This is a genomic window from Serratia rhizosphaerae, assembly GCF_009817885.1.
Taxonomy (GTDB): Bacteria; Pseudomonadota; Gammaproteobacteria; order Enterobacterales; family Enterobacteriaceae; genus Serratia_B; species Serratia_B rhizosphaerae.
In genome coordinates this window covers 2,428,271-2,452,046 of sequence record NZ_CP041764.1, presented here as the reverse complement: position 1 = coordinate 2,452,046, position 23,776 = coordinate 2,428,271, and the positions used below count along the sequence as shown (strand labels likewise).

Annotated in this window: 24 protein-coding genes; 10 read left to right on the top strand and 14 right to left on the bottom strand. The window is 60.1% G+C overall.

Going from position 1 to position 23,776, the window contains the following annotated elements:
* Positions 1-40: 40 nt before the first annotated feature.
* The gene (gene ppiA / locus FO014_RS11345) at positions 41-610 is read right to left on the bottom strand and encodes a peptidylprolyl isomerase A (RefSeq protein ID WP_105232913.1); all 570 of its coding nucleotides are present in this window, start codon (positions 608-610) and stop codon (positions 41-43) included.
* Positions 611-1,033: 423 nt separating this feature from the next.
* Here ppiA and FO014_RS11340 point away from each other — a divergent pair, with 423 nt between their 5' ends.
* The 6 genes from FO014_RS11340 to tsgA all read left to right on the top strand — a co-directional run bounded on the left by FO014_RS11340 (position 1,034) and on the right by tsgA (position 6,724).
* Entirely contained in the window at positions 1,034-1,339 is a 306-nt protein-coding gene (locus tag FO014_RS11340; protein WP_160031404.1) for a PTS sugar transporter subunit IIB, read from the top strand.
* Positions 1,340-1,355: 16 nt separating this feature from the next.
* Positions 1,356-2,678, top strand: a complete 1,323-nt coding sequence (locus FO014_RS11335; protein WP_160029617.1) for a PTS sugar transporter subunit IIC — start codon at positions 1,356-1,358, stop codon at positions 2,676-2,678.
* Positions 2,679-2,728: 50 nt separating this feature from the next.
* Positions 2,729-3,031, top strand: a complete 303-nt coding sequence (locus FO014_RS11330; RefSeq protein ID WP_160031403.1) for a PTS lactose/cellobiose transporter subunit IIA — start codon at positions 2,729-2,731, stop codon at positions 3,029-3,031.
* Positions 3,028-4,338 (top strand): 6-phospho-beta-glucosidase, encoded by a 1,311-nt coding sequence (locus tag FO014_RS11325; protein WP_160029616.1) that lies wholly within the window; start codon positions 3,028-3,030, stop codon positions 4,336-4,338. Before FO014_RS11330 ends, FO014_RS11325 begins: the two co-directional genes overlap by 4 nt.
* A gap of 38 nt (positions 4,339-4,376) precedes the next feature.
* Positions 4,377-5,363 carry a LacI family DNA-binding transcriptional regulator gene (locus FO014_RS11320; RefSeq protein ID WP_160031402.1) on the top strand — a complete coding sequence of 329 codons (987 nt, stop codon included), beginning with the start codon at positions 4,377-4,379 and terminating at the stop codon, positions 5,361-5,363.
* 176 nt (positions 5,364-5,539) lie between these two features.
* The gene (gene tsgA / locus FO014_RS11315; RefSeq protein WP_160029615.1) at positions 5,540-6,724 is read left to right on the top strand and encodes an MFS transporter TsgA; all 1,185 of its coding nucleotides are present in this window, start codon (positions 5,540-5,542) and stop codon (positions 6,722-6,724) included.
* A 67-nt stretch (positions 6,725-6,791) separates the two neighbouring features.
* Here tsgA and FO014_RS11310 read toward each other — a convergent pair whose 3' ends face one another.
* The gene (locus FO014_RS11310; RefSeq protein ID WP_160029614.1) at positions 6,792-8,075 is read right to left on the bottom strand and encodes a cytosine deaminase; all 1,284 of its coding nucleotides are present in this window, start codon (positions 8,073-8,075) and stop codon (positions 6,792-6,794) included.
* Between the two features lie 287 nt (positions 8,076-8,362).
* Between FO014_RS11310 and nirB the strand changes: the two genes are divergently transcribed.
* From nirB to cysG, 4 genes are read left to right on the top strand one after another with little or no spacing between them, the layout of a single operon-like run.
* Positions 8,363-10,912 carry a nitrite reductase large subunit NirB gene (gene nirB, locus FO014_RS11305; RefSeq protein WP_160029613.1) on the top strand — a complete coding sequence of 850 codons (2,550 nt, stop codon included), beginning with the start codon at positions 8,363-8,365 and terminating at the stop codon, positions 10,910-10,912.
* Complete coding sequence (gene nirD / locus FO014_RS11300) at positions 10,909-11,238, top strand: nitrite reductase small subunit NirD (RefSeq protein WP_105232920.1); 330 nt, start codon at positions 10,909-10,911, stop codon at positions 11,236-11,238. Before nirB ends, nirD begins: the two co-directional genes overlap by 4 nt.
* Before the next feature lie 28 nt (positions 11,239-11,266).
* Positions 11,267-12,067, top strand: a complete 801-nt coding sequence (gene nirC / locus FO014_RS11295; RefSeq protein WP_105232921.1) for a nitrite transporter NirC — start codon at positions 11,267-11,269, stop codon at positions 12,065-12,067.
* Positions 12,068-12,127: 60 nt separating this feature from the next.
* Positions 12,128-13,531, top strand: a complete 1,404-nt coding sequence (gene cysG / locus FO014_RS11290; RefSeq protein ID WP_160029612.1) for a siroheme synthase CysG — start codon at positions 12,128-12,130, stop codon at positions 13,529-13,531.
* Between the two features lie 65 nt (positions 13,532-13,596).
* On the opposite strand, the gene trpS is transcribed toward cysG, so the two are convergent.
* The 12 genes from trpS to pilM form a co-directional block, all read right to left on the bottom strand.
* The gene (gene trpS, locus FO014_RS11285; protein WP_105232923.1) at positions 13,597-14,601 is read right to left on the bottom strand and encodes a tryptophan--tRNA ligase; all 1,005 of its coding nucleotides are present in this window, start codon (positions 14,599-14,601) and stop codon (positions 13,597-13,599) included.
* 2 nt (positions 14,602-14,603) lie between these two features.
* Entirely contained in the window at positions 14,604-15,302 is a 699-nt protein-coding gene (locus tag FO014_RS11280) for a phosphoglycolate phosphatase (RefSeq protein ID WP_160029611.1), read from the bottom strand.
* On the bottom strand, positions 15,295-15,972 hold the full coding sequence (gene rpe, locus FO014_RS11275; RefSeq protein WP_160029610.1) for a ribulose-phosphate 3-epimerase: 678 nt from the start codon (positions 15,970-15,972) through the stop codon (positions 15,295-15,297). Before rpe ends, FO014_RS11280 begins: the two co-directional genes overlap by 8 nt.
* 57 nt (positions 15,973-16,029) lie before the next feature.
* Positions 16,030-16,842 carry an adenine-specific DNA-methyltransferase gene (dam, locus tag FO014_RS11270; RefSeq protein WP_160029609.1) on the bottom strand — a complete coding sequence of 271 codons (813 nt, stop codon included), beginning with the start codon at positions 16,840-16,842 and terminating at the stop codon, positions 16,030-16,032.
* Between the two features lie 175 nt (positions 16,843-17,017).
* Positions 17,018-18,022: an SPOR domain-containing protein gene (locus tag FO014_RS11265; RefSeq protein WP_160029608.1), complete on the bottom strand. Its 1,005-nt coding sequence runs from the start codon at positions 18,020-18,022 to the stop codon at positions 17,018-17,020.
* A gap of 246 nt (positions 18,023-18,268) precedes the next feature.
* Entirely contained in the window at positions 18,269-19,357 is a 1,089-nt protein-coding gene (aroB, locus tag FO014_RS11260; RefSeq protein WP_160029607.1) for a 3-dehydroquinate synthase, read from the bottom strand.
* A 56-nt stretch (positions 19,358-19,413) separates the two neighbouring features.
* Positions 19,414-19,935 (bottom strand): shikimate kinase AroK, encoded by a 522-nt coding sequence (aroK, locus tag FO014_RS11255; protein WP_015962198.1) that lies wholly within the window; start codon positions 19,933-19,935, stop codon positions 19,414-19,416.
* 349 nt (positions 19,936-20,284) lie between these two features.
* Positions 20,285-21,496 (bottom strand): DNA uptake porin HofQ, encoded by a 1,212-nt coding sequence (gene hofQ / locus FO014_RS11250; protein ID WP_160029606.1) that lies wholly within the window; start codon positions 21,494-21,496, stop codon positions 20,285-20,287.
* Positions 21,493-21,858, bottom strand: coding sequence for a HofP DNA utilization family protein (locus FO014_RS11245; RefSeq protein ID WP_160029605.1), 366 nt, complete (start codon positions 21,856-21,858; stop codon positions 21,493-21,495). The genes hofQ and FO014_RS11245 overlap by 4 nt, the downstream gene beginning before the upstream one ends.
* Entirely contained in the window at positions 21,843-22,325 is a 483-nt protein-coding gene (locus FO014_RS11240; RefSeq protein ID WP_160029604.1) for a hypothetical protein, read from the bottom strand. Before FO014_RS11240 ends, FO014_RS11245 begins: the two co-directional genes overlap by 16 nt.
* Entirely contained in the window at positions 22,318-22,854 is a 537-nt protein-coding gene (locus FO014_RS11235) for a PilN domain-containing protein (RefSeq protein WP_160029603.1), read from the bottom strand. The genes FO014_RS11240 and FO014_RS11235 overlap by 8 nt, the downstream gene beginning before the upstream one ends.
* On the bottom strand, positions 22,854-23,690 hold the full coding sequence (gene pilM / locus FO014_RS11230) for a type IV pilus biogenesis protein PilM (RefSeq protein ID WP_160029602.1): 837 nt from the start codon (positions 23,688-23,690) through the stop codon (positions 22,854-22,856). Before pilM ends, FO014_RS11235 begins: the two co-directional genes overlap by 1 nt.
* Positions 23,691-23,776 lie beyond the last annotated feature (86 nt).

Sequence of the window (23,776 nt, the reverse complement as noted above, 5' to 3'; positions counted from 1 at the left end):
ACAAACAGAAACCGGCCCCGTGCGGGGCCGGCCGGGGCGATTATGGCATCACCTTCGCCGACAGAATCACAATCGGCTTGCTTGGTACATTTTGATAAGGACCGACGTTGCCGGTCGGTACCTGAGAAATCTTGTCGACCACTTCCATGCCCTTCACCACTTTACCGAACACCGCATAGCCAAAGTCGCGCTGGCCGTGGTCCAGGAAGGCGTTGTCCGCTACGTTCAGGAAGAACTGGCTGGTGGCGCTATCCTTATCGGCAGTACGCGCCATGGAAATGGTGCCGCGCAGGTTGCGCAGGCCGTTATCCGCCTCATTCTTGATCGGCGCTTTGGTGCTCTTTTGCTGCATATCCGCCGTGAAGCCGCCGCCCTGAACCATAAAGCCGGGGATCACGCGGTGGAACACGGTGTTGTCATAGAAACCGCTGTTCACGTAGTCAACGAAGTTTTTCGTTGATACCGGCGCTTTTTGGCCATCCAGCGCCAGCTCGATATTCCCGGCGGAGGTGGTCAGCATGACGTGGGTTTCGCCTGCGGCCAGTGCGGCCGGCGCCATCGCCGTCAGGGAGCACAGGGCGACAAGGGTGGTTAAGGTACGTTTGAACATGAGCGGGTCCTTTCTCTGGGAGACAAACAACGGAAAGCGCCTTGATTCTAAAGAGCCATTCTGGTGAGCGCCAGCCATTTACTTATATTTACGCTATTGCGGGAAAGTTCTCAAAACAACGCCGCCTCATCCGGGCAACCCCCGTTTTTTGCAGACGAACTCCCGAATTTTCCTGACAAGAGTATGATCGCCATGCAGATTTTTGCAAAGTCGATCACGCATTATTTGTACCAATCGGCCATTTGGCATTTTTTGCGACCTGTCTCCCGTTTTGTTTCTGTGCTCCCGCTAGGCTAGCAAATGAGAGCGCTCTCATTTGGGCGTTAAGAAAAAAACCGACGGCAATCCCACGCTGCACCCCGGAAAACCACCGGCCGGCAGCGACGCGGCGCGCCAGATACGGGAAACCACAGGAGAGCAATGATGAAAAAGATCGTACTGTGCTGCGCCGCCGGCATGTCCACCAGCATGCTGGTCAAACGGATGCAGGCTGAAACGGAAAAACGGGCGCTGACGCTGGAGATTGTCGCCGTACCCGCCGCTGAATTTGAAAGCGCGCTGGCCGATGCCGACGTCGTGCTGCTGGGGCCGCAGGTGAAATATGAACTGGCGCGCTTTAGCCGCATCGCCGCGCCGCTCGGCAAGCCCATAGCGGTCATCGACATGATGGATTACGGCACGCTGCGCGGCGATAAGGTGCTGGATCACGCCCTCGCCCTGATGGCCTAAACCGGCGGAGATGCCCATGAGCCTGTACGTTTCTCTGATGCGCGTCGTGGAAAACCACATCGCGCCGCTGGCCGGCCGTATCGGCAGCCAACGCCACATTATTGCCATCCGCGACGGCTTTATCTGCGCCATGCCGTTTTTAATCGTCGGCAGTATCATGCTGATCGTCGCCAATCCGCCGTTCGATGCCGACACCACCTCCGGCTTTGGCCGCGTCTGGCTGAGCGTCGCCAAAACGCACTGGAACACCATCACCATGCCGTTCTTTATGACCATGGGGCTGATGAGCGTGTTCGTGGCTATTGGCACCGCCTACAGCCTGGCCAAGCACTATGGTCTGGACGCGCTGACCGCCGGACTGCTGTCGCTGATGGCATTTCTGCTGGCGGCCGCGCCGCAGGCCGATAACAAAATGTCGCTCGATTTTCTCGGTGGTCAGGGGGTGTTCACCGCGCTGATCTGCGCCATCTGGTCGGTGGAGCTGATCCGCCTGTTGAAAAAGTACAACATCACGCTGCGTCTGCCCGAGCAGGTGCCGCCCGCCATCGCCCGCTCATTTGAGCTGCTGTATCCGGTCATTGGTATTTTACTGACGGTCTATCCGCTCAGCATTCTGCTGCAGAGCGAGTTTCACCTGCTGCTGCCGGCCGCCATTATGCACCTGTTCCAGCCGCTGATCGGCGTCGGCGATACCCTGCCCGCCATTCTGCTGATGGTGCTGATCGCCAACCTGCTGTGGTTTGCCGGTATTCACGGCGACAATATCGTTACCGGCCTGCTCAACCCGATTTTTATGACCAATCTGGCGGCCAACGCCGCGCTGGTGGCGCAGGGCGCGGCTACGACCCAGACGCTGACCGCGCCGTTCTGGTCGTTCTATGTCTGCATCGGCGGCTCCGGCTCCACGCTGGTGCTGGCGCTGTTATACCTGCGCAGCCGCTCGGTCCATCTGCGCACCATCGGCAGGCTGAGCGTGGTGCCCTCGGTGTTCAACATCAACGAACCGCTGCTGTTCGGCTCGCCGGTGGTGATGAACCCGACGCTGTTTATTCCACTGCTGCTGGTGCCGATGGTCAATGCCGTACTGGCCTATTTCGCCCTGCACTGGGATTTTGTGGAAAAGATGGTCGCCATGGCGCCCTGGACCGCACCGGCCCCGCTCGGCGCGCTGATCTCCGCTTCTTGGGATATTCGCGCCGCGGTACTGGTCTTGCTGCTGATGGCGCTTGATTTCGCCATCTGGCTGCCGTTCTTCAAAGTGTATGAAAAACAATTAATCACGCAGGAAATGCAGCAGGCCGACGCCGAACGCGCTGCATCTGCGGCGACAGGAGCGTAACCGTGAGTGAATTAGCTACTGACGTCAGTCAGGATTTCGAAAGCACCATTATGGAACTGCTGGTGTTCGCCGGCAGCGCCCGCAGCAGCGCGCTGATGGCGTTGCAGCAGGCGCGGGCGGGCGACTTTGACGCCTCCGCCGCCCATATGGCCGAATCAAAGCAGGCCGTGACGCAGGCGCACCAGATTCAAACCCGGCTGATCGGCCTGGACGAAGGCTGCGGCAAGCTGGCCATCAACCTGATCACCGTCCACGCCCAGGACCACCTGATGAACGCGATGGTGATTCAGGATCTGGCAGACGACATGATTGAACTTTATCGCCGGCAGGCACAAACGGAGGCGCGCGGATGAATACCCTGAAAATCGCCATTATCGGCGGCGGCAGCAGCTATACGCCGGAACTGGTCGAAGGCCTGATTGAACGCATTGAGGAGCTGCCGGTCAGCGAACTGGCATTGGTCGACGTCGAGGCCGGCCGCGAGAAAGTCGAGATTATCGCCGCGCTGACCCAACGTATGTTGGCGCGACACGGGCTGGAACGAGTCACGGTCAGCGTGCATTTTGCACTGGACGACGCCATCCGCGGCGCACAGTTTGTCCTGACGCAGCTGCGGGTCGGGCAACTGCCGGCCCGCGCCGCCGACGAACGTCTGGGGCTGAAGTATCGCCTGATTGGCCAGGAGACCACCGGCGTCGGCGGTTTTGCCAAGGCGCTGCGCACCATTCCGGTAATGCTGGATATCGCGCGCAAGGTCGAACGGCTGGCGCCGGACGCCTGGATCATCAACTTCACCAACCCGGCCGGCATCGTGACCGAAGCGATCTCCCGCTACACCAAGGCGAAAATTATCGGCCTGTGCAATGTGCCGATCAGCATGCACCATATGATCGCCAACATGCTGGAAGCGCCGTTTGACGCTGTCCGGCTGCGCTTCGCCGGGCTCAACCATATGGTCTGGGTGCATCAGGTGATGCACAGCGGCCGGGACGTCACCGCCGAGGTGATCGACAGGCTGTGCGACGGCGCGACGCTGACCATGAACAACATCAAGGAAGAGCCGTGGCCGCCGGCGTTCCTGCGCGCCGTCGGCGCCATCCCCTGCCCTTATCACCGTTACTTCTACCAGACGCAGGAGATGCTGGCGGAAGAGATGGCCGCCGCCGCCGAACGCGGCACCCGCGCCGAGCAGGTGATGCAGGTGGAAAAAGAGCTGTTTGAGCTGTATGCCGACCCGCATCTGGACAGCAAACCGCAGCAGCTCAGCTTCCGCGGCGGCTCGTTCTATTCGCAGGTGGCGCTGGAGCTGATCCGGGCAATTCACAACAATCTCGGTACGCAATTAGTGGTAAACACCGCAAACCGCGGCGCTATTCATGGCCTCGCCGACGATGCTGTGATAGAAACCAACTGTATCGTCGATGCGCAGGGCGCCCATCCGCTGGCTTTCGGCCGGTTGCCGGAATCCATGCATGCGCTGACCCAGCAGGTGAAGGCCTATGAGCGCCTGACCATCGAGGCCGCCGTACACGGCGATCGCCGCAGCGCGCTGCTGGCGCTGGTTACCAACCCGCTGGTCGCCAGCGCGAAAATTGCCGGGCCGCTGCTGGAAGACGTACTGCAGGCCAATAGCGCATACTTACCGCAGTTTACGCTCTGATAATCACGAAACGGCAATGAGGCAGGTCGAAGGACATGATGGTGACACTGGAAGATGTAGCCGCTGAAGCGGGCGTATCGCGCGCCACGGTGTCGCGCGTGGTGAACGGCGACAGCAATGTCAAAGCACCCACCCGCGAGAAAGTGGAGCGGGCCATCGCCCGGCTTGGCTATACCCCCAATCCGGCGGCGCGCGCGCTGGCCTCCAGCCAAAGCAACACGCTGGGCCTGGTGACCACCTCATACCGCGGCGGTTTTTTCGGCGCGTTGATGGATTTTGTGCAGACCGAGGCGGAGTCGCACGGCAAACAGCTGCTGGTCACCCAGGGGCGTAACAGCGCCGACAATGAACTGGCGGCGATCCAGCGGCTGTTCAACCTGCGCTGCGACGGGGTGATCCTGCACGTCCGCTACCTGAGCGACGATAGGCTACGTCAACTGGCGGCGGAACAGCGCCGCTTTGTGCTGCTCGATCGTCTGGTGCCGGGGCTGGAGGATCGCTGTGTCACCTTCGACCATCCGCAGGCCAGCCTCCTGGCAACCCAGCAGTTGATCGACGCCGGCCACCGCCGCATCGCCTGCATCAGCGGGCCGCGCCAGCGCGCCTCCAGCCGGCTGCGCATCCGGGGCTTTGAGGACGCCATGCGTGCGGCGCGTCTGGAACCGTTGGACTGTCCGGAAGGGGCTTACGACCTGGAAAGCGGCTATCAGTGTGCCGAACGCCTGCTGCTGCGCCCTGTGCTGCCCAGCGCCATCTATTGTTGCAACGAAGAGATGGCGATCGGCGCTTTGCTGGCGATCAACGAACGCCGCCTGCGCGTCCCGCAGGATATTTCGCTGGTCTGTTACGACAGCGGCGAACGCGCGCCGTTTGTCCGTCCGGCGCTGACCAGCGTGCACTTCCCGATCGTGGAGATGGCCCAGCAGGCCGCACGCCTGCTGATCGATCCTGCAACGCCGCCCGTGACCTTCGCGCCGCAGATCATCAGGCGCGATTCGATTGCCAAACTAGACACAGATCACTAATTGATTAAATAGTTTTCATTGATTGCATCAAAAATTAGTCAGCAATCATAAAATATCCCGATAGCTATGCTAGGATCCGCCCCCAGGTGGTCAGCGGACCGTTTTCTTTTTTTGGCAAGCGACGTCAGATCCCGCCACCGGCATCTCAAATCCAACAGACCAATCGGGCTTATTCAATGAATAACAACAACCGCATCCGGCTTACATGGATCAGCTTCTTTTCCTATGCGCTGACCGGTGCCTTAGTGATCGTCACAGGGATGGTGATGGGAAACATTGCAGAGTACTTTAATCTGCCGGTTTCCAGCATGAGCAACACCTTTACCTTCCTGAACGCCGGCATTCTGATTTCGATCTTCCTCAATGCCTGGCTGATGGAAATTATCCCGCTGAAACGCCAACTGGTGTTCGGTTTTCTGCTGATGGTGCTGGCGGTGGTTGGCCTGATGGTCGGCAAAACCCTGACGCTGTTCTCCATCTGCATGTTTATCCTCGGGATAGTGAGCGGCATTACCATGTCGATCGGCACTTTCCTGATCACCCATATGTATTCCGGTCGCCAGCGCGGTTCACGCCTGCTGTTTACCGATTCGTTCTTCAGCATGGCCGGGATGATCTTCCCGATCGTCGCCGCCACGCTGCTGGCGCGCCATATCGGTTGGTACTGGGTTTACGCCTGCATCGGCGTACTGTATCTGGCGATTTTCGTGCTGGCCCTGTGTTCCGAGTTCCCGGTACTGGGCAATAAAGGCAATGCCGACGGCGAAACGGTCGCCAAAGAAAAATGGGGTATCGGCGTGCTGTTCCTGTCGATCGCCGCGCTGTGCTACATCCTCGGCCAGTTGGGCTTCATCCAGTGGGTGCCGGAGTATGCCACCAAATCTCTGGGGATGAATATCAGCCAGGCCGGCAAGCTGGTCAGCGATTTCTGGACCTCTTATATGTTGGGGATGTGGGTATTCAGCTTTGTGCTGCGCTTCTTCGACCTACAGCGCATCGTCACCGTGCTGGCGGCGCTGGCGACCGGCGCGATGTATATGTTCGTCAGCAGCGACGAGCCGCAGCTGCTGGGCTACTACATTATGGCCCTGGGCTTTGTTTCCAGCGCCATCTACACCACGCTGATTACCCTCGGTTCGCTGCAGACCAAGGTCTCTTCGCCGAAGCTGGTGAACTTCATCCTGACCTGCGGCACCATCGGCACCATGCTGACCTTCGTGGTCACCGGCCCGATTGTCGCCAAAGGCGGCGCGCACGCGGCGCTGACCACCGCCAACGGCCTGTACCTGGCGGTATTCGTGATGTGTCTGCTGCTGGGCTTTGTCACCAAGCACCGCAGCCACGGCCACGTGACCCACTAATCGTCGCTGCCTCCCATAAAAAAGCACCGTTCGCCACCGGCGACGGTGCTTTTTTTATCCCTGCATCCTAGCGGCGAAAATCGACCAGCTCCTCATCATCCAGGTAAATCGTCGTTTCCGCCGGCCGGGTGGCGGCGATCACGTCTCCCTGACGAATGGAGTAGCGCACCGGCGTCTGGCGCCGCACCGCGTCAAAGCCGTTTTCCGCCGGCAGAATCACCAGGTTGGCGCTGTTGCCTGCCGCCAGCCCGTAATCCTGCAGCTGCAGCGTGCGGGCGCTGCGCGTGGTGATCAGTTCCAGGCCGTCGTTAATCTGGCCGTAGCCCATCAGCTGACAGACGTGCAGACCCATATGCAATACCTGCAGCATATTGGCGGTGCCGAGCGGATACCACGGGTCGAAGACGTCGTCGTGGCCGAAACAGACGTTGAGATCCGCCGCCAGCATCTCTTTCACCCGCGTGATGCCGCGCCGCTTCGGATAGTCGTCAAAACGCCCTTGCAGATGAATATTCACCAGCGGGTTGGCGACAAAGTTGATGCCGGACAGTTTCAACAGGCGGAACAGCCGCGAGGTATAAGCGCCGTTGTAGGAATGCATCGCCGTGGTATGGCTGGCGGTCACCCGCGCGCCCATCTCCAGCTTGAGCGCCAGCGCCGCGACGGTTTCGACAAAGCGCGACTGCTCGTCATCAATCTCATCGCAGTGTACATCCACCAACCGGCCATATTTCTGCGCCAGCGCGAAGGCCTTGTGCAGCGACTCTACGCCGTACTCGCGGGTAAATTCAAAGTGTGGAATTGCACCCACCACATCGGCCCCCAGGCGCAGCGCCTCCTCCAGCAGGGCTTCACCGTTGGGATAAGAGAGAATGCCCTCCTGCGGAAATGCAACGATCTGCAGCGTCACCCAGGGTGCCGCCTCCTGCTTCACCTCCAGCATGGCGCGCAGCGCGGTCAGCGACGGGTCCGACACGTCCACATGGGTACGCACGTACTGAATGCCGTTGGCGATCTGCCACTTCAGCGTTTGCCAGGCGCGCTGCTTCACATCCTCGTGGCTCAGCAGCGCCTTACGCTCCGCCCAGCGTTCAATCCCCTCAAACAGCGTGCCGGACTGGTTCCAGGCCGGCTGACCGGCGGTCTGGGTGGTATCCAGATGAATATGCGGCTCGACAAACGCCGGCAGCGCCAGGCCGCCCTCGGCATCCAGCGCGTCGCTACGCCACGCCTGGCCGGCCGGCTGCGGGATCAGATGGGCGATACGCCCCTGCTCGATGCTCAGTTGCCACAGTCCTTCATGCCCGCTGAGACGCAGATTGTCGATAAACTTCAACCTTTGCTTTGCCACACTTCCCCTCCCGTTGACCGGCTGATTTTTTCATCATACTGGCACGCGCGCAGGCTGACAAAAACAGTCATCAGCAAAAATGGCGTAAACGGCGAAAAATAGTGCGACAACCATCAAACTGGCTCGATTCAGCTAAAGTTGAATGAAAACCGCAACTTATCAAATAACGATAAAAATCAGTAATATAACACCTTAGAGGTATATGGGAGTAGACTTGATTTACATCAATAAGCCGTACGGCGGGAGGAATAAGGTAAGCGCAGGAAACCAGAATTTTTGAGGCAATCATGAGCAGAGTCAAACTCGCTGTCATCGGTAACGGCATGGTCGGCCACCGCTTTATCGAAGATCTGCTGGAAAAGGCAGACCCCGACCAGTTCGACATCACCGTTTTTTGCGAAGAACCGCGTATCGCTTACGACCGCGTACACCTTTCTTCCTACTTTTCCCACCATACCGCCGAAGAGCTGTCGCTGGTACGCGAAGGTTTTTACGAGAAATCCGGCGTCAAGGTGCTGGTCGGCGAACGCGCCATTACCATCAACCGCAGCGAGAAGGTGATTCACTCCAACACCGGCCGCACGGTGTTTTACGACAAACTGATCATGGCCACCGGCTCCTACCCGTGGATCCCCCCCATCAAGGGCGCGGAAAGCCAGGATTGCTTCGTTTACCGCACCATCGAAGACCTCAACGCGATTGAAGCCTGCGCCCGCCGCAGCAAGCGCGGCGCGGTAGTCGGCGGCGGTCTGCTGGGGCTGGAAGCCGCCGGCGCGCTGAAAAGCCTGGGCATCGAAACCCATGTGATCGAATTCGCGCCGGTGCTGATGGCCGAACAGCTCGATCCGATGGGCGGCGATCAACTGCGCCGCAAGATCGAACGCATGGGCGTTCAAGTGCACACCGGCAAAAACACCCGCGAGATCGTCAACGGCGGTCAGCAGGCGCGTAAAACCATGCAGTTTGCCGACGGCAGCGAGCTGGAAGTCGACTTTATCGTCTTCTCCACCGGCATCCGCGCACAGGACAAGCTGGCGCACCAGTGCGGGCTGGCTACCGCACGCCGCGGCGGCATCGTGATCAACGATCAATGCCAGACGTCCGACCCGGATGTCTACGCCATCGGCGAATGCGCCTCCTGGCAGGAGCGCACCTTTGGCCTGGTGGCGCCGGGCTACAAAATGGCACAGGTAACCGCTGACCATCTGCTGGGGCGCGACAACACCTTCCTCGGCGCGGATATGAGCGCCAAGCTGAAACTGCTGGGGGTGGACGTGGGCGGCATCGGCGATGCACACGCCCGTACAGCAGGCGCCCGCAGCTACGTATATCTGGACGAAAGCAAAGAGGTGTATAAACGCCTGGTGGTCAGCGCCGATAATAAAACCCTGCTGGGCGCAGTACTGGTCGGCGACACCAGCGATTACGGCAATCTGCTGCAGCTGGCGCTGAACGGCATCGAACTGCCGGAGAACCCGGACAGCCTGATCCTGCCGGCGCACGCCGGCAGCAAACCGGCCATCGGCGTGGACGCCCTGCCGGAAAGCGCACAAATCTGCTCCTGCTTTGACGTCAGCAAAGGCGATATTATCAAGGCGGTGAGCATGGGCTGCCATACCGTCGCCGCCATCAAGGCGGAAACCAAGGCTGGCACCGGCTGTGGCGGCTGTATTCCGCTGATTACCCAGGTGCTGAACGCCGAGCTCAGCAAGCAGGGCATCGAGGTTAACCACCACCTGTGCGAACATTTCGCCTACTCGCGCCAGGAGCTGTACCACCTGATCCGCGTTGAAGGCATCAAATCCTTTGATGAGCTGCTGGCGAAATACGGCAAAGGCTACGGCTGCGAAGTGTGCAAGCCGACCGTCGGTTCGCTGCTGGCCTCCTGCTGGAATGAGTACGTCCTCAAACCGCAACACACCCCGCTGCAGGATACCAACGACAATTTCCTCGGCAATATCCAGAAAGACGGCACCTACTCGGTGATCCCACGCTCCGCCGGCGGCGAGATTACGCCGGAGGGTCTGCGGGCCATCGGCGAGATCGCCAGCGAGTACAGCCTCTACACCAAGATCACCGGTTCGCAGCGTATCGGCATGTTCGGCGCGCAGAAAAACGATCTGCCGGCCATCTGGGAGAAACTGATCGCCGCCGGCTTTGAAACCGGTCACGCCTACGCCAAGGCGCTGCGCATGGCGAAAACCTGCGTCGGCAGCACCTGGTGCCGCTACGGCGTCGGCGACAGCGTCGGCTTCGGCGTCGAGCTGGAAAACCGCTACAAAGGCATCCGCACGCCGCACAAAATGAAGTTCGGCGTCTCCGGCTGCACCCGCGAATGCGCCGAAGCGCAGGGTAAGGACGTCGGCATTATCGCCACCGAAAACGGCTGGAACCTGTATGTCTGCGGCAACGGCGGCATGAAGCCGCGCCACGCCGACCTGCTGGCGGCCGACCTCGACCGCGATACGCTGGTGCGCTATCTGGACCGCTTTATGATGTTCTACATCCGCACCGCCGACAAACTGCAGCGCACCTCGCTGTGGCTGGAAAGCCTGGAAGGCGGCATCGACTATCTGCGCCAGGTGATTATCGACGACAAACTGGGCATCAACGCGCAGCTGGAAGCGGAAATTCTGCGCCTGCGCGACGCGGTGATCTGCGAATGGAGCGAAACCGTTGCGCATCCGGAGCTGCAGGTACGCTTCGCCCACTTTATCAACAGTAGCCTGCGCGACCCGAACGTGCAGATGATCGCCGAACGTGACCAGCACCGCCCGGCCCGCCCGGACGAGCGCATCCCCGTCACCGTACTGGAAACCGAGGAGAACAACGCATGAGCCCGTGGATCACCGTCTGTCCCGTCGCCGATATCCTGCCCGGCACCGGCGTCTGCGCCCTGATTGGCGAACAGCAGGTGGCGGTCTTCCGCCCCTACGCCGATGAACAGGTGTTCGCCATCAGCAATATCGATCCCTTCGCCCAGGCCAGCGTGCTGTCGCGCGGCCTGATCGCCGAACATCAGGGCGAGCTGTGGGTCGCCAGTCCGCTGAAAAAACAGCGTTTCCGCCTGCATGACGGCCGCTGTATGGAGGATGAGGCACATTCAGTGGCGCACTTCGCCAGCCGGGTGGTCGACGGCGTGGTGCAGGTGGCGGCGGCATAACAATATTCTAACCTTCTGGGAACAGCCTATGTTTACCGACACCATCAACAAATGCGCCGCCAACGCGGCGCGCATCGTCAAACTGGCGAAGGAGAGCCCGCTCGGTTTTTGGATCGCCTCCGCCATGGCCGGCGCCTATGTGGGCCTTGGCATCATCCTGATTTTCACCCTCGGCAATCTGGTGGATCCGTCCGTGCGTCCGCTGGTGATGGGCGCCACCTTCGGCATCGCGCTGACGCTGGTGATTATCGCCGGTTCCGAACTGTTTACCGGCCACACCATGTTCCTGACGCTCGGCGTCAAAGCCGGCGCCATCTCACAGGGGCAGATGTGGACGGTGCTGCCGCAGACCTGGCTCGGTAACCTGCTGGGGTCGGTGCTGGTCGCCTTGATGTACTATTATGGCGGCGGCAGCCTGCTGCCGGTAGACACCAGTCTGGTGCACAGCGTAGCGCTGGCGAAAACCACCGCGCCGGCGGACGTGCTGTTCTTTAAGGGCATCCTGTGCAACTGGCTGGTCTGCCTGGCGATCTGGATGGCGCTGCGCGTTGAGGGCGCGGCGAAATTTATCGCCATCTGGTGGTGTCTGCTGGCGTTTATCGCCTCCGGCTACGAACACTCGGTCGCCAATATGACGCTGTTCGCGCTCTCCTGGTTCGGCCAGCACGGCGAAGCCTATACGCTCGGCGGCATCGGCCATAACCTGCTGTGGGTCACGCTGGGCAATATGGTTTCCGGCATGATTCTGATGGGGCTTGGCTACTGGTACGCCACCCCGCGCGCACAGCGCCCGCAGGGGGATAGCAAGCGCGCACGTCAGACCGCATAATTACCGACTTATCCCGGGCGCCGTACGCGGCGCCCCTGGCCCCGCCCAGAGGAATTGCTGATGGATTACCTACCCATTTTCTGCCAACTGCAACATAAAGCCTGCCTGCTGGTCGGCGGCGGTGACGTCGCCGAGCGCAAGGCGCGGTTGCTGCTGGATGCCGGCGCACAGCTGACGGTCAACGCACCGGCGTTCAACGAGCAGTTTCAGCGCTGGGCCGAACAGGGACAGGTCACGCTGATCGGCGGCGACTTCCGCGCCGAACTGCTGGCGGAGCAGTGGCTGGTGATTGCCGCCACCGACCGGGTGGAGGTCAACGCGCTGGTGTATCAGTGCGCCAATCAGCAGCGGGTGTTTTGCAACGTGGTGGACGATCCTAAACGCGCCAGCTTTATCATGCCGTCGATTATCGACCGCTCGCCAATCATGGTCGCCGTTTCGTCCGGCGGGAAAGCGCCGGTGCTGGCGCGTCTGCTGCGTGAAAAACTGGAGGCCACGCTGCCGCAGCACCTCGGCCGTCTGGCGCAATGGGGCGGTACGCTGCGCCAGCGCGTAAAACAGCGCTTTGCACGGCCTGAAGATCGCCGTCGTTTCTGGGAGCGGCTGTTTGCCCACGACCGGCTGGCGCAGTCGCTGGCCAATAACGATGACGCCATGATCACCAGCCACACCGAAGCGCTGTTCGCCAGCCAGACTCACGCCGGCGGTGAAGTGGTGCTGGTGGGCGCCGGGCCGGGCGATGCCGGTCTGCTGACGCTGAAAGGCCTGCAGCAGATACAGCAGGCCGATGTGGTGGTTTACGACCGTCTGGTTTCTGATGACGTGATGGCGCTGGTGCGCCGCGACGCCGAACGCATTTTTGTCGGCAAGCGCGCCGGCGATCACTGTGTGCCGCAGGCGCAGATTAACCAGATTCTGCTGGAGCAGGCGCAAAACGGTAAACGCGTGGTGCGTCTGAAAGGCGGCGACCCGTTTATCTTCGGCCGCGGCGGCGAGGAATTGGAGACGCTGGCAGCGGGCGGTATTCCGTTTTCCGTGGTGCCGGGCATCACCGCCGCCTCCGGCTGCTCAGCTTACAGCGGCATTCCCCTGACCCACCGCGACCATGCGCAAAGCGTCCGTCTGATCACCGGCCATGCCAAAAGCGACGGCGATCTCGACTGGGCCACGCTGGCCGCCGGCCAGCAGACGCTGGTGTTCTATATGGGTCTGTCGCAGGCGGGAGAGATTCAGAGGCAGCTGGTCGCACACGGTATGGCCGCCGATACGCCGGTAGCACTGGTGGAAAACGGCACCAGCCGTCGTCAGCGAGTTCTCGAAGGCGAACTGCGGCAGTTGCCGGCGCTGGCGCAGCAGGCGGCCAGCCCGAGCCTGATTATTGTCGGCAGCGTCGTCAGCCTGCGCAGTCAACTGAACTGGTTCGCCAGCCGTGAAGCCGCGCCGGAGCTGGCGAAAATGGCCTGACAACGGGTTAAAAATGACAAAGGCCGGGCAAATGCCCGGCCTTTTTGCTGTCTGACGCCCTGAGGTTACGGGTGCGCCACAAAGCCGATCGCTTCATAGACTTTGTTCAACGTTTCCTGTGCACGTGCGCGCGCTTTGGCCGCACCGTCACGCATCACCTGCTGCAGATAGGCCTCGTCGTTGCGGAAACGATGGTAACGCTCCTGCAGCTCGCCCAGCATGCCGGACACCGCCTCGGCAACCGCGCCTTTCAGGTGGCCGTACATCTGGCCTTCGAACTCGGCTTCCAGCTCGGCAATTGACTTGCCGGTCACGCCGGACAGGATATCCAACAGATTGGAGACCCCTGCCTTATTGGCCACGTCGTAACGAATGACCGGCGGCTCATCGGAGTCGGTCATCGCCCGTTTGATTTTTTTGGTGACCGCTTTCGGATCTTCCAGCAGACCGATAACGTTGTTGCGGTTATCGTCCGACTTGGACATCTTCTTGGTCGGCTCCTGCAGCGACATCACGCGCGCGCCGGATTTCGGGATAAACGGCTCCGGCACCTTGAAGATATCGCCATACAGCGCGTTAAAGCGCGATGCCACATCGCGGCTCAGCTCCAGGTGCTGTTTCTGGTCTTCGCCTACCGGCACCTGGTTGGTCTGATACAGCAGAATGTCTGCCGCCATCAGCACCGGATAATCGAACAGGCCGGCGTTGATGTTTTCCGCATAGCGACTGGACTTGTCCTTGAACTGAGTCATACGGCTCAGTTCACCGAAATAGGTGTAGCAGTTCAGCGCCCAGCTCAGCTGCGTGTGCTCCGGTACGTGCGACTGAACAAAGATGGTGCTTTTGTTCGGATCGATGCCGCAGGCCAGATACAGCGCCAGCGTATTCAGCGTCGCTTCACGCAGCTTTGCCGCGTCCTGACGTACGGTAATCGCATGCAGATCGACGATGCAGTAGATGCAGTCGTAATCATCCTGCATATGAACCCACTGACGCAGCGCACCCATGTAGTTGCCAATGGTCAATTCGCCGGACGGCTGCGCGCCGCTAAATACGATGGGCTTACTCATGTTTAAATTTCCTGATTCTCTAAAGATGACCGCCCAAGAACGGGCAACAGATCGGCGAAGCGTTCCAACACGCGGTCGGGATGGCTCAGGGCTATCGCTTCACCGTAGTTATAACCATACGTCAGGCCGACGCTCAGGCACCCCGCCGCCTGTGCCGCCTGAATATCATTGCGCGAGTCGCCGACGAACAACAGCTCGCCGGCCCGCAGACCCAGCTTGCCGAGCACCAGGTACAGCGGCGCCGGATGCGGCTTTTTCTCAACCACGTCATCGCCGCCGATAATCAGCGAAAAGTAGTCGGCAATCCCCAGCGAACGCAGCAGCGGCGCGACAAACGGCGTCGGCTTGTTAGTCACCAGCGCCATCGGCATGCCGTACTCCGCCAGCTGCGCCAGCGTCTGCCGCACCTGCGGGAACAGGCGGCTGCCGTCGGCAACCGTGTCGGCATAGCAGCGATCGAAACGTTCACGCAGTTGCCGGCACTGTTCCGGCGTCTCTTCGACCTCGGCCCAGCGCAGCGCCCGCTGCACCAGGACATCGGCGCCGTTGCCGATCCAGGTGCTGACCCGTTCAATGCCCGGCTGCGGCAGATTCATCTCCGCCAGCGCCCGGTCCATCGCCGCGGCCAGGCCCGGCGCACTGTCAACCAGCGTACCGTCCAGGTCAAACGCCAGGGCGCGGATGGCGTTGAAATCAGCCATGGGTGACTTTCGCCAGTTCGCTGCGCATGGCGTCGATCACCGTGCGATAGTCCGGCTGGCCGAAGATGGCGGAACCGGCGACGAACATATCGGCGCCCGCAGCGGCGATTTCGGCAATGTTATCAACCTTCACCCCGCCGTCCACTTCCAGACGGATATCGTAGCCGCTGTCATCAATCAGCTTGCGCACCTGGCGCAGCTTATCCAGCGTACCGTGGATAAATGACTGGCCGCCAAAGCCCGGGTTGACCGACATCAGCAAAATCACGTCAAGCTTATCCATCACGTAGTCAAGATAGCTCAGCGGCGTGGCCGGGTTGAACACCAGCCCGGCCTTACAGCCGTGCTCTTTGATCAGTTGGATGGTGCGATCGACATGTTCGGAAGCTTCAGGATGGAAAGAGATGTAGCTGGCGCCGGCCTTGGCGAAATCCGGGATAATGCGATCGACCGGCTTCACCATCAGATGAACGTCAATCGGCGCGGTGATGCCGTAGTTGCGCAGCGCCTGACACACCATCGGGCCGATGGTCAGGTTCGGGACGTAATGGTTATCCATTACATCGAAATGCACCACATCGGCACCGGCGGCCAAGACATTCGCCGTGTCCTCGCCCAGGCGGGCAAAATCTGCCGACAGAATGGACGGGGCAATCAAACTCTTTTTCATCCGCTTCTCCAAACGTAGGGGTAGTTATGATACGCCGGGGGCCTGCTTCTTTCCGGCTTAGCGATACAGCGCCAAAAGCTCGTTCACCTTGCTGCGGCCCAGAATATTACGGCTGATGGTGCGGCGGGCTTTCACCACATACAGCGCAGCATGCTGGTACCAGTCGCGCGTCAGTTCGGTATCGTGGTTAGAGATCAATACCGGCACCTGATGCTCAACTGACAGCTGATGCGCAATCTGCGCCAGCCCCTGCTGATCGTCCAGGCTGAAGCTGTTGGTGTGATAGGCGGTAAAATTCGCCGTCGCCGACAGCGGCGCATACGGCGGATCGCAGTACACCACCGCACCGGCGGTCGCCTTCAGCATGGTATCGCGGTAATGCTCACAGACAAAGGTGGCATTGCGCGATTTTTCCGCAAACCAGTACAGCTCTTCCTCGGGGAAGTAAGGCTTTTTGTAACGGCCGAACGGCACGTTGAACTCGCCGCGCAGGTTATAGCGGCACAGGCCGTTGTAACAGTGGCGGTTCAGATACAGGAACAATAACGCCCGGCGGTACGCGTCCCGGCTAGTATTAAACTCTTCGCGCAGCAGGTAAAACTGATCCGAGTTATTGAATTCATCGGCGAACAGAATGCGGGCATCGCGTACGAAGTCATCCGTACGCAGCTTCACGATGTTATACAGGTTGATAAGATCGCTGTTGATATCGGCGAGAATATAGGCATCGTAATCGGTATTCAAAAACACCGACCCCGCACCCACGAAGGGCTCGATTAAGCAGTCCCCTTCCGGCAGATGGCGACGAATCTCATCTACCAGCGGGTATTTTCCACCAGCCCATTTTAAAAAAGCGCGGTTCTTCTTCATGCCGTCAGTTAGCTACTTATACAATTCAGAGCGGCGGATTGTACTCTGTTTCAGACAGCACATCAGCGCACAAATTAAAATGATTTATACCCTTCATCCTGCAGGCCGCCGCCCGGCCATCGCTCGGACCCAAGGTCGTCGCATGGCGCAGGACGGCAGCCTGAAAGCTGTCAGATTACTTTTTCTGGTCCTGTTGTACCTGGCGTACAGAACGAACCCAAGGTTTTTTCGCCTGCACGTCCGCAGGCAATGACGCAATGGCGCGCTTCGCTTCCCCGGAAGAGGCGTAAACGCCGCTCACCAGCACGAACCACGGTTTACCGTTGCGCGTGGTTTGATACACGGAATAGTTCGGCAGCTTCTGCTGTTTGGCAAACGCGTTCAGGGTATCGGAACGGGACGCGCTGCTCAGCTGCAGCGTGAAGTGGCTGGCCGGCGCAGACTGGATAGCGCCGCCGCTGCCGCTGACCGCAGCAGACTTACCGGAAGAGGCCGATGCAGAGGCTTTGCTGCTGCTTGATTTATGCGTCGAGGCGGCCGGTTTGCTGGCGCTCTTCGCCGGCGTTTTATGCGGCTGCGCGGTATGGCTCTGCACCGGGCGCGTGGTTTCATGCGGAGCGTTCGAACCGCCCATTACCGTCGCCGGCGCCGTCGGCAGCGTTGAACTGCCGCCCGTCATGCCTTGCGTGGCGGTATCAACCTGTCCTTGCTGTGCAGACAGCGCGTCATTCATATTGCCGGGCAGATCCACGCGTTGCTGCGCACCGCCCTGTTGCGGCTGTGGCTGCGCCTCGGTCGGCGTGCCGGAAATCGGCGGTACGCTGATCTCTTGCGGCTGCTGCGGCTGAGTCGTATTCACGCCGTTGGCGTCATTGGCATCGGTGGTGCCGCCCGGAACGCCATTGTTCGTCGTGGTCAACGATGAGGAACCGGACAGATTGATGTCGCGCGCCGAACCGGACTGATTGCCCTGCTGCTGCGCGGATTCGTGTTTGGTCGGCGCTTTCAGCGCAGAGCCGATCCCGATAATCAGCAGCAGCAGCACCAGGATGCCGATGCCGATCATCAGATGCTGACGTGAAACAGCTAAACGCGGGCCGGGGGCCGCTTTACGCGACCGTGAGGAAGGACGATCGCTGCTATCGGGTCGGAGATCGTCTTCCGGTTTAAATTCATCCATCTAAAACCCTCCAACTGAGAGGTAAAGGCTGTTACCCCGCAGGCTGGCCGCCTTGCGTAGCACCAGCCACCTGGGGCGTATCACGGTAAAGCGACGGCGATACAGCCGATTAACTCAAATCATGGTAATCGGGCAAAACCCATTCGCATGATTAATAATATAGATGCAAACCGCGGCTAAGCCACTGTTATTGCCTCTTCTTTTACAGCACCGCCAGCGAACCGGCCGTTTATCAGAGGAAGCGACTTACTGCGGCAAACAATCTTCGATCGACGCCAATACCGTATCATGCGCAACGCCGCTGCGGACTTCCGCTGCGCCGATCGCCGTCGGCAACACCAGGCGCAGTTCACCGGCCAGCACCTTCTTGTCGCGCATCATATGCGGCAGATACGCCGCCGGCGTCATCTCCTGCGGCCCGGTCACCGGCAGACCCGCACGCTGCAGCAAAGTGCTGACGCGCGCAATATCCTGCTCGGAAAACTGTCCCAGCCGATGCGCAGTGTGCGCCGCCATCATCATGCCGGCCGCCACGGCTTCGCCGTGCAGCCAGACGCCGTAACCCAGCTCCGCCTCAATCGCGTGGCCGTAGGTATGGCCCAGATTCAGCAGGGCGCGCAGGCCGCTTTCACGCTCATCGGCGGCAACCACCTGCGCTTTCAGTTCGCAGCAGCGACGAATGCAGTATGCCAGCGCCTGCATATCCAGCGCGACCAACGCATCGATATTATTTTCCAGCCAACGGAAGAAATCAGCATCAAGAATAATCCCATACTTGATCACTTCCGCCAGACCGGATGAAAGCTCGCGCGCCGGTAACGTCTTCAGGCAGTCCAGATCAACCACGACCGAAGCCGGCTGATAGAACGCGCCGATCATGTTTTTACCGAGCGGATGATTGACGGCGGTTTTCCCGCCAACGGAGGAGTCCACCTGCGACAGCAGCGTGGTCGGCACCTGAATAAAACGGACGCCGCGCTGGTAGCAGGCCGCGGCAAACCCGGTCAGGTCGCCGATAACGCCGCCGCCAAGGGCGACCAGGGTGGTGTCGCGGCCATGGGGTTTAGCCAGCAGCGCCGAGAACACCTGTTCCAGCACCGCAAGGGATTTATACTGTTCGCCATCCGGCAGAATCACCTGATCAACCACCACGCCGCTCTGTTCAAGCACGTTACGCACCTGCTCCAGATACAGCGGCGCCAGTGTCTGGTTAGTGACCAGCATCACCTGATCGCCCGCCTTCAGCGGCATAAAAGAAGCCGGATCGTTAAACAATCCGGCAGCAATGGTAATCGGGTAGCTACGCTCCCCAAGCGTTACGGTAACTCTTTCCATATCGCGCCCAGTTCCCCAATGTGGTTGATCCCCGCATCGCGGCGCGGGGAACGCAATCAGTTGTTTTCCAGCATATTGATAATCTGGTTGGCAACTACTTTAGCGCTTTGATCGTCGGTACGGATAGTGACATCGGCGATTTCTTCGTACAACGGATTGCGTTCCTTTGCCAGCGCTTCCAGCACCTCACGCGGCGGCTCATCAACCTGCAGCAGCGGACGTTTTTTATCACGCTGGGTACGAGCCAACTGTTTTTCGATGGTGGTTTCTAAATAAACAACGACACCTCGCGCCGACAGACGGTTACGCGTCTCACGCGATTTCACCGAACCACCGCCGGTCGCCAGCACAATCCCTTGCTTTTCCGTCAGTTCATTAATGACTTTTTCTTCACGATCGCGGAAACCTTCTTCGCCTTCCACGTCGAATACCCAGCCCACGTCAGCTCCGGTACGTCGCTCAATTTCTTGATCGGAGTCGAAGAACTCCATATTGAGTTGCTGAGCTAACTGACGGCCAATAGTGCTTTTGCCGGCACCCATAGGCCCAACCAGAAAGATATTGCGTTTCTCTGCCATGTTTTTCGGTATTACTAAGACAATTCGTTAATGATAACCCGCCCCGCCAATCAAATCAGCGGCGGGACCTAAACTGAAACCTCATGAGCGATAGTGCGAGATCAGACGAAAAATTATCTCAACACTCTTGGTAGTTTGGCAACCGAATAAATCGCTATCCACGCCGCGGGAGGGAAACCATATGTTTTTAACGGCGTCTGAGCGTTAACAAAAAAACCTCGGAGCTCAATTCGGTAACCCTTGTAAGCTAAATCGGCCGCAGCGTCAAACTCAGATGTCTCTGTGGCGAGAAAAAAGTGCATCTGCTCATCAACTTCTGCAGATTTTCATCGGCGAGGCCGCTGAGTGCTCAACCTTTAACCAAGGTTGGCGTGATAAAAATCACCAGCTCCCGCTTTTTATACTGTGTGCCGCTGCGTTTAAACAGCGAGCCCAGCAGCGGTACATCGCCCAATCCCGGCACCTTGTCGGCGCTGCGGCTGCTTTGCCGCTGGAATATGCCGCCCAACACGATGGTTTCGCCGTTTTTTACCGTCACCTGCGTTTTTATCTCCTGCTTGTCGATCGCCAGGACTTCCCCCTCTCCCTGCTTGATCGCGCGGCCGGGCATGTTCTGGCTGATCTGCAGCTTCAGCGCGATACGGCCGTTAGGCAAAATCTTCGGCGTAACCTCCATCCCCAGCACCGCCTCTTTAAATTCCACCGATGTCGCACCGCTGGCGCCGCTGGACACTTCATACGGAATTTCCGTCCCCTGTTTGATGCTGGCGGTTTGCTGGTTGGCGGTGACCAGGCGCGGGCTGGCGATAATCTCCAGCGCATTTTCCTGTTCCAGCGCCGTCAGCTCCAAATCCAGGATGCGTCCGCTGATGCGCGCCAAGTGAAACCCCGCGCTTATCGCGCTGCGCTCCAACGGCAAACCAACGCTAAAGTTGTCGAGCCGCAGCGCTTTAGCCGGCAGTGCTTCATCTGCCAGCCCCCAACTGACGCCCAGCTCACGCAAATCCTCACTGCCGATAGTGACGATATGCGCCGCCAGCTGCACCTGCTCCAGCGGCTGATCCATCTGCTGCAACCAGCCTGCCAGCACCTTCAGCGCCGGCGCCTCGTCGCGAATCATCAGGGTGTTGGTGCGTTGATCCACCACGACACTGCCGCGCTCGCTCAACAGCGCGCCGCGCTGCGTCTGTAAACTCTGCGAGATCGCCGCCGCTTCAGCATGATTCAGCCGCTGCGTCAGCGTCTGTAGCGGCGGCGGCGCCTCTTCGGCCGGAAAAACTGTCATCACCTTGCCGTCGAGCGTCATATTCAGTTTCCCCATCCGCAAAATCACCGCCAGCGCCTGCCGCCACGGCACCTCTTCCAACCGCAGCGTCAGGTTACCGTTCACCGTCTCCGCCGTCACCAAATTCAGTTGCTGATAATCTGCCAAGGCCTGCAGCACCAGTGCGATCGGCGCATCATGAAACGCCAGAGAAACCGGGGCATCGTCCCGCGCCGCCGCCATGACGCCGAACGATAACGCGCACAGCAGCCCCGCCAAGCTTTTGCATCCCTTCATATTGCTTCCTTATTATTCCCCAAAACCAGCGTGACATCGCCGGCAACCGGCGGACAGAGCGCATCGGTCGCCACGGGCTGCAGCCTCAGCGTCTGTACGCCAATATGCGTCACCTGCCAGTCCCCGTTCAGCACCCGTTGCTGCAGCTGTAGCCGCAGCCAGCGCTTTTCCGGCGTGATGGCCCAACCCAGGCGGCGATCCGCCTGGCCGATAATGCCCGTCAGCCGCCATCGTCCGGGCGACGCGCCGGTGCCGGGGCAGGATACGGCAGGCGGTTGGAAAGGATCGCGCGGCTGTGCAGCCCACAACGCGGGCGCCAACGCCAGCGCCAGCCAGCCGCAGCGCGTTATTGCAACAGCCATTCCGCACTCAATCCTTCCGGCTGCATCTCCAGAGATAACTGGCTGATGCGTACCGTACCCGGCAAACTTTCCAGCAGCTGCAGCAAAGAGAAGTAGTCGCTGCGTAACCGCAGCCGCTGCTGCGCCGGCTGTTCCTGCCGCTGCCAACGCAACAGCCTGACGCCGGCCCGCTGCAGCACCGCCGACAGCTCCGGTTCGGTCGGCCATTGCTCCCGTTGCTGCGCTATCTGTTGTTCCAGCCTCGCCAGCGGCGACAGCGACGCCAGCCGCCGCTGCAGTTGCCCCACGCGCTGCGCCTGCTGCCGGGCGTCATCGCTTAACCGTTCCAACTGCCGCCACTCCCCGCGGATCAGGCCCAGCCCTGGCAGCACCAGCAGAATGCCGAGCAGCAGCCACTGCAACGCCAACAGTTGCCACCCCGGACGCTGCAGCCAAAGGATAAGCCCGTCAGGCAGCGGCCTACTCATCACGCCCCCAGGGCGCCGTCAAGGTAAAAGAGAACAGGCCGTCCGAACGTTGCGCGACGTCCGTCAACCGGTGATCGGGCAACAGCGCCTGCGTCGTCAGACGGTGCGTCAACTGAACCAACGCCGGATAGCCCTGGCTCAATCCGCGCAGCCGCAGGGTATGCGCCTGTGTTTCCAGAGAGAGCAGCCATACGCTGGCCGGCAATGCCGCCGCCAGCTGCGGCAAAAAGCGCGCATACTGCAAATTATGGCTTTGATTGCGGCGATGTTGCGCCTGACGTGCACTCAGCCGCGCCAGTTCGCCCGTCGCCGTCTGAATCAGCCGGTACTGTTGCTGCAACGCTTCATACCGCTGCGTGTATTGCAGCAGCAGACTGCGCTGTTGCTGCTGCCGGTGGCGTACGCCTGCCAGCATTACCGCGGCAATCGTCAGCGCCAACACCAGCTGCAGCGTCAGCAAACGCAGCCAGAGCCGTGCACGGCGACGCTGTGCCTGCTGACGCCAGGGCAGTAAGTTAACCTGATACATCAGCAATCCTCCTGCCGCAACGCCAGCCCGCCGGCCAGCACAAAAGCCCCTGGTTTTGCAGGTAACGGCGCCTGCCGATAAGGGAAAGCGTCAAGCGGCGACCACAACAGCGCGCCCTCCGGCGCAGGTTCGTCCAACACGCTGCTGTAATACAGCGTCTCCGCTCCTGCGTTAGCGGCCAACGCGGCCGCTAACGCCCGTTCGGCATCACCTGCCTCCGGCTCGCGCAGCACGCCGCAGGCGAAGGCGGCGCTGCGCGGCGCCGCCCACAGCCAGTGATCGTCCAGCCGATGCAGCAAAACAGCATCGGGCGGCAGCCCGGCGGCCTCAGCCATGGTTAACAGCGCACAGGGCGTGATATCCACCACCTGCGGCGAGAGATCGGCCTGCTGCAGGCAGCGCAGCCACATCTGCAGCTCCTGCTGGCGGGCGGCGGTGAGCAACAGTTGCGCCGTCTGCTCCTGCGGCGGACGGTAGTCCAGCGCCAACGTCTGACTGTCGAGCGGAAACTGTTTCGCCCCCTGCGCGGTGATATAGCGATCGCGCGCCGGCTCCTGCAGACGTACATCCGGCGCCGGTATGACATGTTGTAAAACCCGTTGCACAGGTAAGGCAATGCGTAAGGAAATATGTCGCGGCAAGCGGATTCGCCACTGCCGCAGCAACGGAACTAAACTTTCGGATTGATCCAGATAACCGTCGCGCAATACGGCATGCGGCAAATTTTTTTGCCACCAATGCCGCAGCTGCCAGCCGCCGCGGCGCCGCTGTGCCGCGATTGCGCGCAGGCTGTTGCTCTGTATGTCGAGCCCCACATTCCATGTGTTCGGGAACATATTTTGACCCGTCTCCTTAAGGTAAGATGATAAAAGAACATATCCATGGCGAAGCCTTACCTTTATACTACCGCGCGGTTGTTTAT